13 protein-coding genes are annotated in these 18,112 nt (G+C 42.6%); 10 read left to right on the forward strand and 3 right to left on the reverse strand.

The features are described from left to right. Positions 1–67: 67 nt before the first annotated feature. Positions 68–2,293, reverse strand: a complete 2,226-nt coding sequence (locus QUF94_RS02115; RefSeq protein WP_483313627.1) for an MMPL family transporter — start codon at positions 2,291–2,293, stop codon at positions 68–70. 535 nt (positions 2,294–2,828) lie between these two features. Between QUF94_RS02115 and QUF94_RS02120 the strand changes: the two genes are divergently transcribed. The 10 genes from QUF94_RS02120 (at position 2,829) to QUF94_RS02165 (ending at position 15,669) form a co-directional block, all read left to right on the forward strand. Continuing rightward, positions 2,829–4,412 carry a catalase gene (locus QUF94_RS02120; protein WP_289318266.1) on the forward strand — a complete coding sequence of 528 codons (1,584 nt, stop codon included), beginning with the start codon at positions 2,829–2,831 and terminating at the stop codon, positions 4,410–4,412. Positions 4,413–4,602: 190 nt separating this feature from the next. Next, positions 4,603–4,833 (forward strand): CsbA family protein, encoded by a 231-nt coding sequence (locus QUF94_RS02125; protein WP_034309928.1) that lies wholly within the window; start codon positions 4,603–4,605, stop codon positions 4,831–4,833. A 216-nt stretch (positions 4,834–5,049) separates the two neighbouring features. Beyond that, the gene (gene uvrB, locus QUF94_RS02130) at positions 5,050–7,035 is read left to right on the forward strand and encodes an excinuclease ABC subunit UvrB (protein WP_289314406.1); all 1,986 of its coding nucleotides are present in this window, start codon (positions 5,050–5,052) and stop codon (positions 7,033–7,035) included. Positions 7,036–7,041: 6 nt separating this feature from the next. Next, positions 7,042–9,921, forward strand: coding sequence for an excinuclease ABC subunit UvrA (uvrA, locus tag QUF94_RS02135; RefSeq protein WP_289314407.1), 2,880 nt, complete (start codon positions 7,042–7,044; stop codon positions 9,919–9,921). Positions 9,922–10,152: 231 nt separating this feature from the next. Beyond that, positions 10,153–11,253, forward strand: a complete 1,101-nt coding sequence (locus tag QUF94_RS02140) for a DUF4097 family beta strand repeat-containing protein (protein WP_289314408.1) — start codon at positions 10,153–10,155, stop codon at positions 11,251–11,253. A 495-nt stretch (positions 11,254–11,748) separates the two neighbouring features. Then, positions 11,749–12,684, forward strand: coding sequence for an HPr(Ser) kinase/phosphatase (hprK, locus tag QUF94_RS02145; protein ID WP_034309933.1), 936 nt, complete (start codon positions 11,749–11,751; stop codon positions 12,682–12,684). A gap of 27 nt (positions 12,685–12,711) precedes the next feature. Next, positions 12,712–13,524: a prolipoprotein diacylglyceryl transferase gene (lgt, locus tag QUF94_RS02150; RefSeq protein WP_289314409.1), complete on the forward strand. Its 813-nt coding sequence runs from the start codon at positions 12,712–12,714 to the stop codon at positions 13,522–13,524. Positions 13,525–13,551: 27 nt separating this feature from the next. After that, a complete protein-coding gene (locus tag QUF94_RS02155) occupies positions 13,552–14,496 on the forward strand; it encodes a nucleoside recognition domain-containing protein (protein WP_289314410.1) in 945 nt (314 codons plus the stop codon). Further along, positions 14,486–15,154: a pyrophosphatase PpaX gene (ppaX, locus tag QUF94_RS02160; protein WP_289314411.1), complete on the forward strand. Its 669-nt coding sequence runs from the start codon at positions 14,486–14,488 to the stop codon at positions 15,152–15,154. Before QUF94_RS02155 ends, ppaX begins: the two co-directional genes overlap by 11 nt. After that, complete coding sequence (locus tag QUF94_RS02165) at positions 15,151–15,669, forward strand: acyltransferase (RefSeq protein WP_061465570.1); 519 nt, start codon at positions 15,151–15,153, stop codon at positions 15,667–15,669. Before ppaX ends, QUF94_RS02165 begins: the two co-directional genes overlap by 4 nt. A gap of 259 nt (positions 15,670–15,928) precedes the next feature. Here QUF94_RS02165 and QUF94_RS02170 read toward each other — a convergent pair whose 3' ends face one another. Both QUF94_RS02170 and QUF94_RS02175 read right to left on the reverse strand, forming a co-directional pair. Continuing rightward, on the reverse strand, positions 15,929–16,615 hold the full coding sequence (locus QUF94_RS02170) for a class D sortase (protein WP_289314412.1): 687 nt from the start codon (positions 16,613–16,615) through the stop codon (positions 15,929–15,931). Between the two features lies 1 nt (position 16,616). Beyond that, on the reverse strand, positions 16,617–17,675 hold the full coding sequence (locus QUF94_RS02175; RefSeq protein ID WP_289314413.1) for a processed acidic surface protein: 1,059 nt from the start codon (positions 17,673–17,675) through the stop codon (positions 16,617–16,619). Positions 17,676–18,112: the final 437 nt, after the last annotated feature.

The following is an 18,112-nucleotide window of genomic DNA, read 5'->3' on the forward strand; positions in this document are numbered from 1 at the left end:
AAAACCCTGTGCATTTAAGGAGCACAGGGTTTTTCTTTTTAAGAAGGGTAAAAGCTAACTTTCTTTATTAATTGGCATGTTCTTTCTCTTTTTGATTAGTCACCTTACTCGGCCAAAAAGCATGGCGGCCAAGGAGGGAGGTGATTGCTGGGACCAGGAACGGGCGCACGATGAATGTGTCCATTAACACACCTAGAGCAGTAATGAGCCCGAATTGAACCAATACTTGAATCGGAAGTGTGGCAAGAACGGAAAAAGTGGCTGCCAAGATTATGCCGGCTGAAGTGATGACACCGCTAGTTTCGGCAACGCCTTTTCTAATGGCCTGCTTGATTGGCATCGTTTTTTTCTTACGCCAAATGCTTGAAACCATGAAAATATTATAATCTTCTCCAAGTGCAACCAGGAATACGAATGAATAAAGGGGAATTGTCCCCTCTATGGCATCTACACCCATGAAATAGTGCAAGATTATCCAACCTAAGCCCATAGCTGCAAAGAAAGAGAGAATGACAGTTCCCATTAAATACACCATGGCTGTCACAGATCGCAAGTAGGCTAAAAGGAGCAATGAAATCAGGATGATGATGATCGGGATGATCTTGAATTCATCGGCTTTTACGGTATCCCTTTTATCAAATTGTGTCGCTGTTTGCCCGCCAATCCAAACCTTTTCATCAAAGGAAGTGATATTGGCGGCCTTCAATTCTTTCTCCGCCATGGTGCGGATTTCTGGAATTGAATCAATGGCCTCAATATCGTATGGGTTTATGTTGAATGTGACTTCATAGGACTGCAGATCTTTATTAGATTTACTTGTGACGGGATCAGCAACACTTTCAACGATATTCATCCCTTTTAATGCTGACGCTAAATCGATATCTTCACCATCCGTATCGACAACCACTGTGGCTGGTGCCAGTTCGCCTGGTGAATACGAGTCGGAAATGACGGAATAGCCTTCACGTGAGTTCATATCTTCAGGGAAAGAAGAGAGAATATCATATGAATATTTTATTTGCGAAGAATATCCAGCTAAAACACTGAAGATGATCAGGCATGTAAGAATGACGGTCCATGGCTTGGTTGTGACGATATTACCAATCCAATTACCGATACGACCTGATTCTTTATGCTTTTTGACTTCTTTTCCCTTTTTCTTGGCCCGTGCTTCTTCCATTTCTGGTGTACGCGGAACGATTGGGAAGAAGGAAGCCCTCCCGAATACAGAAAGCAATGCCGGTACAAGTGTTAAAGCTGCCAGCATCATGATTAAAATGGACAAGCTGAATGGTACAGCGAAACGGTGATAGGCTCCGTATTTGGCTACAAGCAATGTTAGCAGGGAAATGACAATCGTAAGGCCGCTCATTGCAATGGCACCTGATGAATCTTTAAATGCGGCAATCATGGCTTTCCGTTTACTTTCATGATTCCTTAATTCACTTCTATAGTGAGAAATTAAAAATAGACAATAATCCGTTCCGGCACCGAATAATAATACGGTCATGATTGAAATGGCCTGTGAATCGACTGTAATCCAACCATGGTCTGCCATGAATCCAAGGATCGGGCTTGTGACAATATAGGCGAAGCCTACTCCGATTAAAGGAATGATGGCTAAAAGCGGGGAGCGGTAAATGAGTAATAAGACAACAAGTACAAGAATTACGGTTGCTAATAGCAATTTGAAATCCGCACCTGAAAATAATCCCGTTGCATCGACGGATATCCCTACAGGGCCTGTCACTCGAAGGGATAATTCACCTGAATCTGTTGGTACCTTGAATGGGTCCGATCCAATGCGTTCGGATACTGTTTCATTAATGCTATCAAGATTTTTCCCCAGAATGGCAGTTTCGGTCTTTTCTTTAAAGAAAAGCGGCTGTACGAAAGTCGTTCCATCTTCCGAAACCGATCCTTGCAGAGCAGGCAACGGAATTTCATGTAGCGGTGGTAGAAAAGATTGCTGGGACAGTGGGTTATCTGTCAGTTCTTTGGAAAGGTACTGGATTTCAGCCAAGTCGGCTTCTGTCAGTCCACCTTCCCGATGCCATGTAAGCAGGGCAGGTAATCCAGAAGATTTCGGGAATTCTTTTTTAATAAGTTCATCAGCCACGACGGAAGCTGAGTCTTCAGGCAAGTCAGCGGCATTATTTGTTGTTCGATCATTTACGGCAGGCAATGTGAAGGTTAAGAGAATTGCTGTAATTATCCATAAAGCAATGACAACCCAACGACTGGTTTTTCCTGTCATCATCCTGCCAAGTCTTCCTATTATTGATTCGCCCAATTAAGGCACCTCGCTTTTTGAATTTTTTATCCTTATTTCATTATAATGAAGTGCTGTTGACTTATACAAAAATGGGTATGCTCCCTCTAAAAAGCCTTGAATGGATGATTGCCATTCAAGGCTTTTTTATCATTTTACGAGTTTAGAACAGACGAAGATTTCTTTTCAATCCATAGGAGCTTGCTGTAATGTTAACCGTTGTTGAATCGGTGCGGGCCATTCGATGATCGCGGGAAGGACACAAATATCAGGATTACTACTAAAAGGTAATTATTCTTTCTTTTATAAAGCTCGCTCCTTTTAAGTATTACTAGAAAAAATATAGTGAAGTTTCTTGAAACATTAATGAGTAGTCAGCCCGTTTTTAATTCGATGTTATGAAGATATGTTGTTGGTGTTGTGAAAATGAAATCATTCATATATAGGAGAAAAGCACTCATTTATTCAATTTCAATAAAATTTGAAGATTGAAGAGTGAAATATAGGGGATAGGGGAAAGTATAGTAGTATTGTGGAATTAATTAACATAGGAGGGATTTTTTTGTCTGATAAATCAAAAAAAACAAATGATGAATCGAAAGAAACATTAACGAACAGGCAAGGGCACCCCGTAACGAATAACCAGAGTCTTAGAACTGTAGGAAACAGAGGTCCTAGTACACTTGAGAACTACGATTTCCTGGAAAAGATCAGCCACTTCGATAGGGAGCGTATTCCTGAACGGGTGGTGCATGCCCGTGGTGCAGGTGCACATGGTTATTTTGTTCCGACTGGTAAAGCGGGGGATGAGCCGATTTCAAAATATACGAGAGCGAAGGTTTTTCAGGAAGAAGGTAAAAAAACACCGGTATTCGTGAGGTTTTCTTCTGTTATTCATGGAGGGACGTCCCCGGAAACGTTACGTGACCCCAGGGGATTTGCCGTTAAATTTTATACGGAAGATGGAAACTGGGATCTTGTAGGCAATAACCTGAAAATTTTCTTTATCCGTGATGCCATGAAATTCCCGGATTTAATTCATGCTTTCAAACCGGATCCGGTCACGAATATTCAGGACGGCAGAAGGATTTTCGATTTTTGCTCGAGTTCACCGGAAACATTCCATATGATTACCTTTGTGTTTTCCCCTTGGGGCATTCCAGCTAACTACCGCATGATGCAAGGGTCAGGGGTCAATACTTATAAATGGGTGAATGAGGAAGGCAAAGCCGTACTTGTCAAATATCACTGGGAACCGAAACAAGGGATCAAGAACCTGACGCAGCAAGAGGCTAATGAAATTCAAGCTACGAATTTCAATCATGCCACACAGGATTTATATGAAGCGATCGAACGCGGGGACTATCCGGAATGGGATCTCAACGTACAGATCATGAGTGATGATGATCATCCCGAGTTGGATTTTGATCCTCTTGATGACACAAAGATCTGGCCGAAAGATGAGTTCCCATGGCTGCATGTCGGTACGATGGTATTGGATAGAAACCCAGAAGACTACTTCACTGAAGTGGAACAGGCTGCATTCGGTACGGGTGTCCTAGTGGATGGACTGGACTTCTCTGATGACAAGATGTTACAGGGACGTACATTCTCTTATTCCGATACACAGCGTCACCGTGTTGGCGCGAATTATCTGCAATTGCCGATAAATGCTCCAAAGAAGCCAACAGCCACGAATCAGACGGGCGGACAGATGCAATATGAAGTTGGCAGAGGTAACCAAAGCCCCCACATCAACTACGAACCATCAACTATAGGCGGTTTGAAAGAAGCCAAGCAGACGGGCAAGGAGCATACACCTTTGGTAGAAGGGAAGCTTGTTCGTGAGACAATCGATCGCCAAAACAATACGAAGCAGGCTGGTGAAACATTCCGTGAATTCGAAGATTGGGAAAAAGACGATTTAATCTCCAATTTAGTGTCGGCATTGGCTCCTGCCGACAAGCGCATTCAGGAAAAAATGATAGCCCTAGCCGAAGAGGCTGATGAAGAGTATGGCCGCAGATTAAAAGAGGGATTAGCCTCGGCTTCTGAACATACGGAATCTTCAAAACCTATGGGTGGAACGGATAACCCAGAGGATGCAGTCAGAAAAGGACATGAAGCAGATCCATATTGATTGGTCTGAAAAGAAGCAAACTTCCCTTTAAAGGGGTTTGCTTCTTTTTTTAATGGGCATAATTTATGGATGGGTGGAATGGTCTTCAGGGGATGCCGTCTAAAATCAAGCAGGAAATAGATTGGCAAAAAACTTCATAATCATTTAAACTGAAACTACGCTATTTTTCTCTTATAAAGGAGATGAAAAAATGATTAAAATTCTTTCTGCCCTTTTCCTTCCTTGTCTACTTGTCATGCTATTTTCAAGAGTCACCTATAACAATGTCGTTGGACTTGTTTTAACGGTTGCCTTGATTACAGCTTCCGCATATAAAGGTTATACGCATACAAACTTATTGATCATCGTGGATGCCTTATCCCTAACTGTGGGATTTTGGTTATCAAAAAGAATGATGAAACGAACATCCAAGAGCGCCTGACATCAAAGGTGCTTTTTTTGTACTCAACTTGTCATTCCCCTCAATACCCATCGAGTCTATAAACAAAAAATAGAATGGATGTTCGCTTATCGCTGGTTTGTTTTGAGGCGATTGTGGTAGAATGTGTATATATACATTCTTAAACCGGAATAAATAGAAGGGATATAGCCATGTCCCGTTTTCATATAAAAATATTTCAATAGGAGGCTATGCTTGGTGAAGGATAAGTTTGAGTTAGTCTCAAAATACTCTCCTGAAGGAGATCAACCTGTAGCAATTGAAATGCTTGTCGAAGGCATTAAAGAAGGCAAGGAAATGCAGACATTATTGGGGGCAACGGGGACAGGGAAGACGTTCACCGTTTCCAATGTGATTCAACAAATAAATAAACCGACTCTAGTCATTGCCCACAATAAAACGTTGGCAGGACAGCTTTACAGTGAGTTCAAAGAGTTTTTCCCAAATAATGCCGTTGAATACTTCGTCAGCTATTATGATTACTACCAGCCAGAAGCTTATGTTCCATCCACTGATACATTCATCGAAAAAGATGCAAGCATCAATGATGAAATCGATAAACTGCGTCACTCGGCTACCTCTTCTTTGTTCGAAAGGAAAGATGTCATCATCATTGCCAGCGTTTCGTGCATATATGGACTCGGTTCCCCGGAAGAGTACCGCGAGATGGTCGTTTCTCTCCGAACAGGCATGGAAATAGACCGAAATGCCTTGCTGCACAGACTCGTGGATATTCAATATGAGCGGAATGATATTGCTTTCCAACGGGGGACTTTCCGCGTTCGTGGCGACGTGGTCGAAATTTTCCCTGCCTCACGTGATGAACATTGCGTAAGGGTCGAGTTTTTCGGCGATGAGATTGACCGTATCCGTGAAGTGGATGCCCTGACTGGTGAAATTACCGGTGAACGTGAACATATCGCCATTTTCCCGGCTTCCCATTTCGTTACTCGCGAAGAGAAAATGAGGATAGCCGTTCAAAATATCGAAACGGAACTGGAAGAGCGATTGAAGGAATTAAGGGAAGATGAAAAGCTCCTTGAAGCCCAGCGCTTGGAGCAGCGGACCCGTTATGATTTGGAAATGATGCGGGAAATGGGCTTTTGTTCAGGGATCGAGAACTATTCCCGCCATTTAACGCTTCGTCCCTCAGGTGCGACACCTTACACTTTAATGGATTACTTTCCAGAGGATTTCCTTTTGGTCGTGGATGAATCACACGTGACCCTTTCGCAAATCCGGGGAATGTTCAATGGGGATCAGGCACGTAAGCAAGTACTCGTCGATCATGGCTTCCGTCTGCCGTCTGCAAAGGATAACCGCCCGCTAAGATTTGAAGAATTTGAAAAAAAGGTCCATCAATCCATATTCGTTTCGGCAACTCCGGGACCATATGAACTCGAACATACGCCAGAAATGGTTCAGCAGATCATCCGTCCTACCGGCTTGCTGGATCCAACGATAGAAGTGCGGCCGATTGAAGGACAGATAGATGACTTGATCGGTGAAATACAAGAGCGCGTCAAAAAGAACGAGCGCGTCCTCATTACGACCTTAACGAAAAAGATGTCTGAGGATTTAACCGATTATTTAAAGGAAATTGGCATCAAGGTCCAATACCTTCATTCGGAAGTGAAGACCTTGGACAGGATAGAAATCATCCGGGAACTGCGAATGGGCAAATATGATGTACTCGTTGGAATCAATCTATTAAGGGAAGGCCTGGATATTCCGGAAGTGTCATTAGTGACAATTCTGGATGCCGATAAAGAAGGGTTCCTTCGCTCGGAGCGCTCGCTTATTCAAACGATGGGCCGTGCAGCCCGTAATGCCAACGGCCACGTCATCATGTATGCGGACCGCATCACGAATTCGATGGAACTTGCCATCAATGAAACGAAGCGGCGCCGTGAAATTCAGGAAAATTATAATAAAGAGCATGGAATAATGCCGCAAACCATTCAAAAGGATATCCGGGACTCCATCAGGGCCACTCACGTAGCGGAAGAAGGAGAAGCGTATAAAGAAGATCTTGCACCAAGTCTCGCGAAGCTTCCTAAAAAGGAGCGCGTAAAAGTGATGGCAAGCATGGAAAAAGAAATGAAGGAAGCGGCAAAGGCATTGGACTTCGAGCGAGCTGCCGAGCTGCGTGATTTATTACTAGAGTTAAAGGCGGAAGGGTGACGAAACATGGCAATGGATAAAATTGTGATAAAAGGCGCCAGGGCCAATAATTTAAAGAATATTGATATCACGATACCGAGAGACAAACTTGTCGTGCTGACCGGATTATCCGGATCTGGAAAGTCTTCCTTGGCTTTTGACACGATTTATGCAGAAGGGCAAAGGCGTTATGTAGAATCACTGTCCGCTTATGCCCGTCAATTTTTAGGCCAAGTGGATAAACCGGATGTCGATGCGATCGAAGGTTTGTCGCCAGCCATTTCCATAGACCAGAAAACGACCAGTCGAAATCCGCGTTCAACCGTAGGGACTGTGACGGAAATCTATGATTATTTAAGGCTGTTATTTGCACGGGTCGGAAGGCCGACCTGTCCGATCCATAATATTGAAATTACCTCACAAACGATTGAGCAAATGGTGGACCGCATTCTTGATTACCCTGAGCGCACCAAGCTTCAGGTATTGGCACCGCTTGTCTCAGGCAGAAAAGGGACACATGCAAAAGTTTTGGAGGAAGTTAAGAAACAAGGATATGTCCGCATTCGTGTGAACGGGGAAATGCATGATCTTAGTGATGAAATCACTCTCGAAAAAAATAAAAAACATTCGATTGAAGTCATTATAGACCGGATCGTCATTAAAGAGGGTGTCATGGCGCGGCTTGCAGATTCATTGGAAAGTGCTTTGAAGCTCGGTGAAGGCAAAGTCATCATTGACGTCATGGGTGAAGAAGAGCTGCTGTTCAGTGAACATCATGCTTGTCCATACTGCGGGTTTTCGATTGAAGAGTTAGAGCCGAGGATGTTCTCCTTCAATAGCCCGTTTGGAGCCTGCTCGGATTGTGATGGTTTGGGGGCGAGGCTTGAGGTGGACCGTGATCTGGTCATACCCAATAAGGAATTAAGCCTCCGTCAACATGCTATCGCGCCATGGGAGCCGACGAGTTCTCAATATTATCCTCAGCTTCTTGAAGCGGTGGCCAACCATTATGGGATAGATATGGATATCCCCGTTAAAGATTTACCGGAAGATAAATTGGAGAAGGTCTTGCTTGGTTCAGGTAAAGATAAGATATATTTCCGTTATAAAAATGATTTTGGAAGAGTGCAAGAAGGATATATTCCTTTTGAAGGAGTTTTAAGAAATATCGAAAGGCGCTTCAAGGAGACGAGTTCAGACTATATCCGTGAGCAAATGCAGAAATATATGTCAGAACATCACTGTCCAACCTGTAAGGGTCATCGATTGAAAAAAGAGAGTCTTTCCGTGCTCATTCAAGGGGTCCATATAAGTGAAACAACAGCTTTATCAGTGGAAGATGCGTTAGTATTTTTCGATGATCTGGATTTGACTGAAAAGGAAGCTGCCATTGCGAGATTGATTTTACGTGAGATTCGTGAGCGGCTCGGATTCCTGGCTAATGTTGGTTTGGAATATTTGACTTTGAGCAGGGCAGCAGGGACATTATCAGGCGGCGAAGCACAGCGTATACGATTGGCGACGCAGATCGGTTCCCGTTTGACGGGGGTCCTGTACATTTTAGATGAACCTTCAATAGGGCTGCATCAGAGGGATAACGATCGATTAATTGAAACATTGAAGAATATGCGCGAAATCGGGAACACCCTGATTGTTGTCGAGCACGATGAAGATACGATGCTTGCTGCGGATTATTTGATCGATGTTGGTCCGGGCGCAGGAGCACATGGAGGAGAAATAGTGGCCGCTGGAACTCCGGAAGAGGTCATGAATAATCCTAAATCCTTAACGGGCCAATATTTAGCAGGGAAGAAATTCATTCCATTGCCATTGGAACGCCGGAAAAATGATGGCCGCGTCATTGAAATAAAAGGTGCCAAGGAAAATAATTTAAAAAACGTTAATGTTAAATTCCCTCTTGGAGTCTTTACAGCCGTTACAGGAGTCTCGGGATCAGGGAAAAGTACATTAGTGAATGAGATCCTCCATAAGTCATTGGCTCAAAAGCTGAACCGGGCAAAAGCTAGACCAGGCGATTTTCGTGAGATCAAGGGAATTGAGCATTTAGATAAAGTCATTGATATTGACCAGTCACCGATCGGTAGAACCCCACGATCAAATCCAGCTACCTATACAGGTGTATTTGATGATGTTCGTGACGTTTTTGCCTCGACTAATGAAGCGAAGATCCGCGGTTATAAAAAAGGACGGTTCAGCTTCAATGTGAAGGGCGGCCGCTGTGAAGCATGCCGTGGTGATGGGATTATCAAGATAGAAATGCATTTTCTCCCGGATGTCTATGTCCCATGTGAAATCTGTCATGGAAAACGTTATAACAGGGAAACGCTTGAAGTGAAATATAAAGGGAAAAACATTTCCGACATTCTCGATATGACAGTTGAGGAAGGCGTTAGTTTCTTTGAAAATATCCCGAAAATCAAACGGAAGCTACAAACGATTTTTGACGTTGGTTTGGGTTATATCAAGCTTGGACAGCCTGCTACCACTTTATCAGGCGGTGAAGCGCAAAGGGTGAAACTTGCTTCTGAATTGCATCGCCGTTCCACTGGGCGATCCTTTTATATCTTGGATGAACCAACTACCGGACTTCATGTCCACGATATAGCAAGGTTGCTCGAGGTCCTGCAGCGGCTGGTTGACAATGGGGATACAGTTTTGGTGATTGAGCATAATCTGGATGTCATCAAGACGGCGGACCATATTATTGACCTGGGACCGGAAGGCGGAGATAAGGGCGGAACGATCGTCACTTATGGAACACCTGAAAAAATATGTGAAGTTTCCGAATCATATACGGGAAAATACTTAAAACCTGTACTGACCCGTGATCAAATTCGCATGGAAAATTGGATTGAAGAAAAAGAACAAGAGCATGAACATGCTTAAAAGAACAAGCCATCAGGCTTGTTTTTTTTGTAGAAAAATGACGGTGTGCATTTAATCAATCATTTGATTAAACAATAGGAAAACAGGATATTTCCGGGGAAATGATACATCTTCCTTTTCGGAAATTGTCATTTTCCTTTGTCGAATGATGGGAAAAAGGGTATTTATGAAACTTTTTAGATATCTAGGCGTATGTATGAATAAAATGATAGAAGAAAGCGAGGAATGTTCATGCAGGAGGAAAGAAAGAAAATCTTAGAAATGATTCAGGATGGAAAGTTATCAGCGGAAGAAGCGATGGGCCTTTTGGAAGAATTGGATAAAGCCAGTCAGGAAAGTGAAGCTAAAGAGCAGAAATTGCAGCATGAATTATCGACGGTAGTCGTGGATAAGAAAAGCGAAGGAAGCACTCAGGATACGTTTAAGAAGAATATCCAGTCATCGAAAGAAAAGATTATTGATTTCGTTGAAAGTGCTTTTAAGAAAATCAAAGAAACGGACCTTGATTTCAATTTCGGGAAATCTGTGGAGGTCAGTCATATTTTTCAGCATGATTTTGATTTCCTCAATGAAGTTGATGTAGATATAGCAAATGGGAAAATAAAAATCGCTGCATGGGACCATAATGATGTCAGGGTTGAATGCCAGGCAAAGGTATACCGGGTGGAAGATATAGAAGAAGCTAGGAAAAACTTTTTGGAAGAAGTCGATTTTTCGATTGAAGATGGAAAGATGAATTTCAAGGTTCGTGAGAAATCCATAAAGGTCGATACGATCATGTACATTCCAAGGAAGGAATATGAAGTCATTCATGTAAGGATGTTCAATGGTGCAATCACGACTGAATCTTTGAAATCGGAGAACCTTAAAGCGAAGACAGCGAATGGTGCCATTCATATCATGCAGGGTACGGGTGATTCTTGTGAGCTTGAAACGGGTAACGGGATGATTACCATTTCAGATACCAACTTTAATGACTTGGAAGCTGAGACCTTGAATGGGGCGATTAATGCCGATGGATACTTCAAGAAACTGGATGTCCAGACTTTCAATGGGGAAATCGTCTGTACGAATTCAGGGATGGATTGCGATTCAATCCATGCTAAGTCTATTACTGGGAAAGTCCAGCTGATCCTGCCACCAGGTAAGGCGATTGAGGGAGAGTTGAAATCTAATTTAGGAAGCTTTAATGTAACTTTGGAAGGGATGACCATCATCGAAGAGAAAAGTGATGTGGTTCAGAAAGTCCTTAAGTTTAAGACGGTTAAAGAAGAGGTTCCTGTGCTTCATGTTTTTGCAGAAACAAAGACTGCCGCGATAACAGTTTCCTGAAGAAGCAGAAAGCCTGCCAGACGGGCTTTCTGTTCGTAGACAAAAGGGGTTCTATCTAAATTTTAAAATAAAGTTTATCGGAACGTAAGGAACGAGACTCCTGCGGGAAAAGCGTGCCTAGGGAGACCCCGCAGGCGGAAAGGCGCCGAGGAGGCTCCCGGACCGCCCGCGGAAAGCGAGTGACTGGAGTGGAAATCAACGTTAAGTTGTGCAAAACCTTAAAAAACTGTAGACAAAATCGATTTTCATCGAGTTGTCCACAGTCTGAAAGCCCGCCAATATAAACTGGCGGGCTTGCTTTTATTTTGGTGTAAGGATTCATGTATGTTCCTCTCATCTCTTTACTGGTTAAGGGGCCATCCCGCTGCCATCATCTGGGCGGAGTGAATAAAAAAACAATAAATCGATAATGCTTTGTTTGGTTATTAACAGAAAAATGCTAAAATAGAAAAAGTATCTCTAAAAATAGCATCGCTCCAAAAGGAGGAAAGATATATGGCAAAAGTCCGTACAAAAGATATAGTTGAAGCGTTCGGTCTAGAACTTATCAGTGGGGAAGAAGGAATTAACCGTCCAATTGTCACGAGTGATTTATCTCGTCCAGGACTTGAAATAGCCGGTTTTTTTGATTATTATCCCGCGGATCGAGTACAGCTTTTAGGCATGACGGAAATGTCCTTTTTTAATCGGTTGAATGAACCGGATCGAATACAGAGGATGGAAGAGTTATGCAGGGACTTTACTCCAGGCATCATCATTACGCGTGGTCAGGAAGTGCCGATAGAGTTGATAGAAGCTTCTGAGCGGGAATCCGTTCCTGTGATGAGATCTAATATGAAGACAACGCGCTTATACAGCCGTTTGACCAACTTCCTTGAAAGTAGGTTGGCACCAACTACTGCTGTTCATGGTGTATTGGTGGATATCTATGGGCTGGGTGTGTTGATCACCGGGAAAAGCGGTGTTGGTAAAAGTGAGACAGCCTTGGAATTAGTGAAACGGGGTCATCGTCTCGTAGCCGATGATTGCGTCGAAATCAGGCAGGAAGACCAAGATACCCTAGTCGGGAATGCCCCGGATTTAATCGAACATCTTCTTGAAATAAGAGGGTTGGGAATCATTAATGTAATGACGCTTTTTGGAGCTGGTGCAGTCCGGAGCAATAAAAAGATCTCAATCGTCATCAATCTGGAACTATGGGAAAAAAACAAGCAGTATGACCGGGTTGGTCTTGATGAAGAAAAAATGAAAATCATCGATACGGAAGTGACGAAAATTACCGTACCTGTGCGTCCAGGTCGAAATTTAGCTGTTATCATTGAGGTGGCAGCCATGAATTACCGCCTGAAACGAATGGGAGTAAATGCTGCAGAACAGTTTTCAGATCGCTTGAATCATGCAATTGCAGATCCTGAACATGATGAATTTTAAAAGGTATATAGGAAAAGAGGGGACAATATGGAACAAGGAATACAACCGCTGAATCCAATAGCGATTGATCTTGGCCCTATTCAGGTTCATTGGTATGGACTGATCATCGGTTTCGGTGTGTTACTGGGTCTTATTATCGCTTTAAGGGAATCTGAGCGAAGAGGTCTCGATAAGGAAATTTTTACCGATATGATTTTGTTTGCTGTCCCAATTGCGATCATTAGTGCCCGTATTTATTATGTCATCTTCCAATGGGAGTACTATTCACAAAACCCGGGGGATATCATAAAAATATGGAATGGCGGAATTGCCATACACGGTGCGCTGATTGGAGCGGTATTGACTGCCGTAGTTTTTGCCAAGGTCAAGAAAGTCTCATTTTGGAAGCTGGCGGATATTGCTGCACCGAGTTTATTGTTGGGGCAGGCGATTGGCCGTTGGGGTAATTTCATGAATCAGGAAGCACACGGGGGAGAAATAACAAGGTCATTCCTGGAAAATATGCATTTGCCTGAATTCATCATTAATCAAATGTACATAAACGGTACGTATTATCACCCAACCTTTTTGTATGAATCGATTTGGAATATCGTCGGTGTAATCATCCTCTTAAGTTTACGGAAAGTGAACTTGCGCAGGGGTGAACTATTTTTAACTTATGTATTATGGTATTCCATCGGCCGTTTTTACATTGAAGGTTTGCGGACGGATAGTTTGATGCTGACGGAGTCGCTGCGTATCGCACAAGTGATCTCGATTGTCCTGGTAGCTGTGGCCATTGCTTTAGTGGTCTATAGAAGGGTCCGTGGGCTTGCAGACAAAAGATACTTAGATGCATAGGGAATATGTGTAAAGGGAGAGGGCATAGTGATAGTGGATTCGGTTAAAAGGGGACTTCTTTCCGGCTTGAATACAACTTGGTCTTTGGGTAAAGTGATATTTCCAGTCACTCTGATCGTCACTGTGCTTCAATATACGCCTGTACTGCCATTTATCATTAACTTGATAGCGCCTTTGATGAATCTCATCGGTCTTCCAGGGGATGCGGCAATTCCGCTCGTGTTAGGGAATTTCCTGAATTTATACGCAGCGATAGCAGGCATATTAACGCTTGATTTGACTGTGAAAGAGGTTTTTATTATCGCTACGATGCTATCTTTTTCACATAATCTATTAATCGAGTCTGGTGTGGCGATGAAAACCGGCGTCAAGCTGTGGATCATTTTAACAGTGCGGATCGGGCTTGCACTTTTGTCAGCGGTCGTCATCAATCTTGTTTGGCAGGGCGGATCTGAAATGGCACAAGGAGTGGCTATCGGGGAGACGGCAGAGATAAACGGAGCGGGTGCAATCCTTATACATGGTGTAATCCAGGCCCTTTCCGGAATCGCCCAGCTGGCGGTCATCGTTATACCGCTTATGGTAGTGGTTCAAATCATGAAAGATTTAAAATGGCTGGAAGCCTTCTCAAAAGCCCTTGCTCCCTTTATGAAGGTCCTTGGGATGAAACCGAATGCTTCCATGCCTTTCGTTACAGGTCTGACTCTTGGATTGGCATATGGGGCTGGCGTAATGATTCAAGCAGCGAAGGAAGATAATGTCTCGAAGAAGGATATGACGATTGCATTCATCTTTTTAGTTGCCTGCCATGCTGTTGTAGAAGACACACTGATTTTTATTCCACTGGGGATTCCGGTCTTGCCGTTGTTACTTATTCGGTTACTCACTGCTATTGTTCTAACGATGGTCGTTGCGTATATTTGGAATCGGACTGACAGAGTACAGAGAAAGGAAGCTGTATATGAACAGTAACATAACTACATTATTATTTGATCTTGATGGTACGTTGATCAATACAAATGAATTGATCATCGCCTCTTTTACAGAAACTTTAAACCACTTTTGTCCTGGAAAGTTCAATCGGGAAGATATCATTCCATTTATTGGCCCGACTTTGGTTGATACTTTTTCGTCCATCGATCCAAAGCGAGTGGATGAAATGATCGCTTTCTATCGGGAACATAATTGGAAGAACCATGATTTGCTTGTCACACAATTTGACGGGGTATACGAAACCGTTCAAGCATTGAAGCAGAGCGGCTATAAATTGGCAGTCGTTACGACAAAGAAACGTGATGTCGTCGAAAAGGGCTTGCGTTTAAGCAAACTGGATCAATTCTTTGAAGTGGTGGTCACATTGGATGAGGTCCAAAATGCAAAGCCGGATCCAGAGCCTTTGGTTAAAGCTTTAAATCAACTCGGTTCGGTTCCTGAAGAAGCGATCATGATTGGCGACAGTTATCATGATATTCTTGGCGGGAAAAACACAGGTACAAAAACGGCAGGGGTCTCATGGTCCATTAAAGGCCGTGAATTTTTGGAAAGTTATCACCCAGACTATATGTTGGAGCATATGGCAGATTTATTGAATATCGTTGAGGTTGAAAAGCTCACGGAGGCTAGAAGATGAGACGTACGTTCCGCTATCCAGTTGAAGGGGCTAATTCACTATGGCATGTGTATAAGACCGTTCCTTTCTGGAAAGTCGTAAAGAACTTTGTGGTGATACAGCTAGCGCGTTATACGCCTTTTCTCGGTATGAAGAATTGGCTTTACAGGACTTTTTTACATATGAAAGTCGGAAAGCATACTTCGTTTGCCTTGATGGTCATGCCGGATGTGATGTTTCCGGAAAAAATATCAGTGGGAATAAATACAGTCATTGGCTATAATACGACGATTCTTGCTCATGAATATTTGATTCATGAATATCGTTTAGGAGATGTAGTCATTGGGGATGAGGTATTGATCGGAGCCAATTCGACCATCCTTCCAGGACTTTCAATTGGAAATGGGGCGATTGTCTCTGCGGGGACGCTTGTCCATAAGGATGTTCCAGAGGGAGCTTTCGTCGGCGGAAATCCAATGAAAATCATATATACCAAAGAGGAAATGCTTGAGAGGGATCAGCAAACTTCCTTATGAAAAAGGGACTTGCCCATTTATGCGGCAGGTCCTTTTTAATGGCATTTTGGATATAACGGACTCAGTTGATTTTTAGGTGATCTATGACTTCCTTAATTGATGCATTTTCCTTGTTCAAACTGTCGTTTCATACGTTTCTTGCAAAATTCGAAAAAACTTTTCCAGTGCTTGTTTATCCATATTGAGCTTGTCCCCCTACTATCCATTTAAGATTTATGAATAGGGGGCTGAATAACTTCAGCCCCCATATCTCATTTATTCAATTCGTTTTCAATAAATCGGCAACCAATACGTACCGTTCTGGTGCACTGCCGATATAGGAAAAAGGATAGCAGGTTGTTACTGTAAGTGTGGCTTTAGGTTTGGGAACGATCACGGTACGGTCATCTGCATCGACGATACGTACCTTCCTCACTTTATATGTAAACGTACCAGCTTCTGTCTTGGCAATCAGCAAGTCACCTTGACCGACTTCACCCAGATCTCTGAAAATAGTATCTCGATGACCGGATAGAACGGAATTATCCTTTTCACCAGGGAGGACAGACCCTGCATAATGGCCGACGCCCTTTTCGAGTTCATCTTCGTCCGTTCCGTGGTAAATTGGGAGAGTTGCCTCGATTTTTGGAATATAGAGCTCACCCATCAAATCACCTGTCTCCGGTCGTTCATCATAAAGTTCAAGCTCATCGGGAATATCTGCATTCGTCTTCGGTTCGGGTAGTTTAGCCGTCGCCTCCGGTTCTGGGAGTTTAGCTGTCGCTTCCGGTTCTGAGAGCTTAGCAGTTAACTCGGTTGTATCAGACTTATTCCATTTATATATGGCATAGCCTTTTAACAGTGTATAGGCGTTGGTCGTTGTAAAATAAAAACCTATGATTAAAAAGCAAACAGCAGTGATGAGTAACCATTTTCTCTTATGCCTGGATTGCCTATTTTCTCTCATCTTAATTAGCAAGTCTCGCTTTTCTAATTAATCCGAAAGCGATGCCCATCATCACTAAACCGATTAAAGCACCGAATAGGTAATTACCAGCCGTTTTAGGAAGCACTCCGCCTTTTTCCGTTTTATGTACGGTTTTTACAGGTTTCTTCTTTTCCTTTTTTACATCAACCACTTTAGAAATGACCTCAGTTGACTGTTTGATGTCATTACCTGTTTCTTTCACTAAATCGGAACCGATCATTTCACCCGTCAATTTAAAATCGAGCAAAAGATTGCCGTTTAGATCATAAATGGAAACTAGTAAACTAGCATTCGGCAAATCCTTAAGCTGGAATAAAGCCTCAAGGGATAGGTTAGTAGTGACACCATCATGTATCAAGGCGAATTTGAATTGAATTTGCAGCAAACTTTGCAGATCATTATATATCGAAAGCAATTCAGCCACTTGCTCTGCAGACAATTCATCAATTGTTTCGAAATATTCGAGTTGATCCATCCTATCGGAAATGGCCATTAAGCGATCTTCAAAGGAAGGGTCCTCGACGATAGGTAAAAGATGGTTCATGAATCTGTCGAGCTCTTCGTCCGTAAGACCGATCTCAGTAAAGAGCCCGTCCATTAAATCGATGATCTCTTCATCATCATATTCCGTCTCTTCATCTTCATAACCCATTTCTAGATCGATGATATCTTCTATGTCGTAAATGAAGTGGAAGGTATCGACGATGGAATCTCCCTCTTCCAGTTCGCCGTATTCTACCAATAATTCCGTGAGTTCTGCTTCTGTCATTTCATATTCTTTAAGTAGATTCAGTAAAGTCTCGGGAGTGACGGCCGGCCCTAATGTATCACGCAACTCTTCTACAGATTCCAGTTCATTCAATGTTAGGTCGTAATAGCCTAAATATTCTTCCAATTCTTCTTGTGTCATCCTAACTTCAGAAAGGTATACATTAAGCTCATCCTGGTTGATCTTAGTGGCCGCAAAACCCTTTGTTCCGCTTAAACCCAGCGAAAAAAGAACAATAAGCGCCAAAAAAAATGAAAAATATCTCTTCAATTCCATTTCCCCCTAAAATTTTATAATATATCCAAACTCCTGAATTATTATAAAACAGCTAAACCAAAAGGTATACATTAATAACAATGAATGGCTAAAGATAGGAGTAAATATCCGGGGAAAAAGGCATGGCCCCTTCCGTTTGACCTTAAAATGATCATGAAGAAAGATATCAAAGACCGTCGTGATTGGAGGCACTTTTTTCTTGACGTGAGGAAGGGGCAGGAGTAAACTATTAATAACTTCATCTCGCTACCATATTAGCGAACTAAAGTAATTTAATAGATTATTGAGATTATTTATATGATTATGACATTTTATTTGATACTATTTTTATATGTTATCTGAAATTTGGATTTAAGCGTGCAATCTTGGAAAGATAAAGGGATAAACAAAAAAGGAATTGTGGCAATGACATCGGGTTTTGCCTATAAGGC

The organism is Peribacillus sp. NJ4 (assembly GCF_030348345.1).
Lineage (GTDB): Bacteria > Bacillota > Bacilli > Bacillales > DSM-1321 > Peribacillus.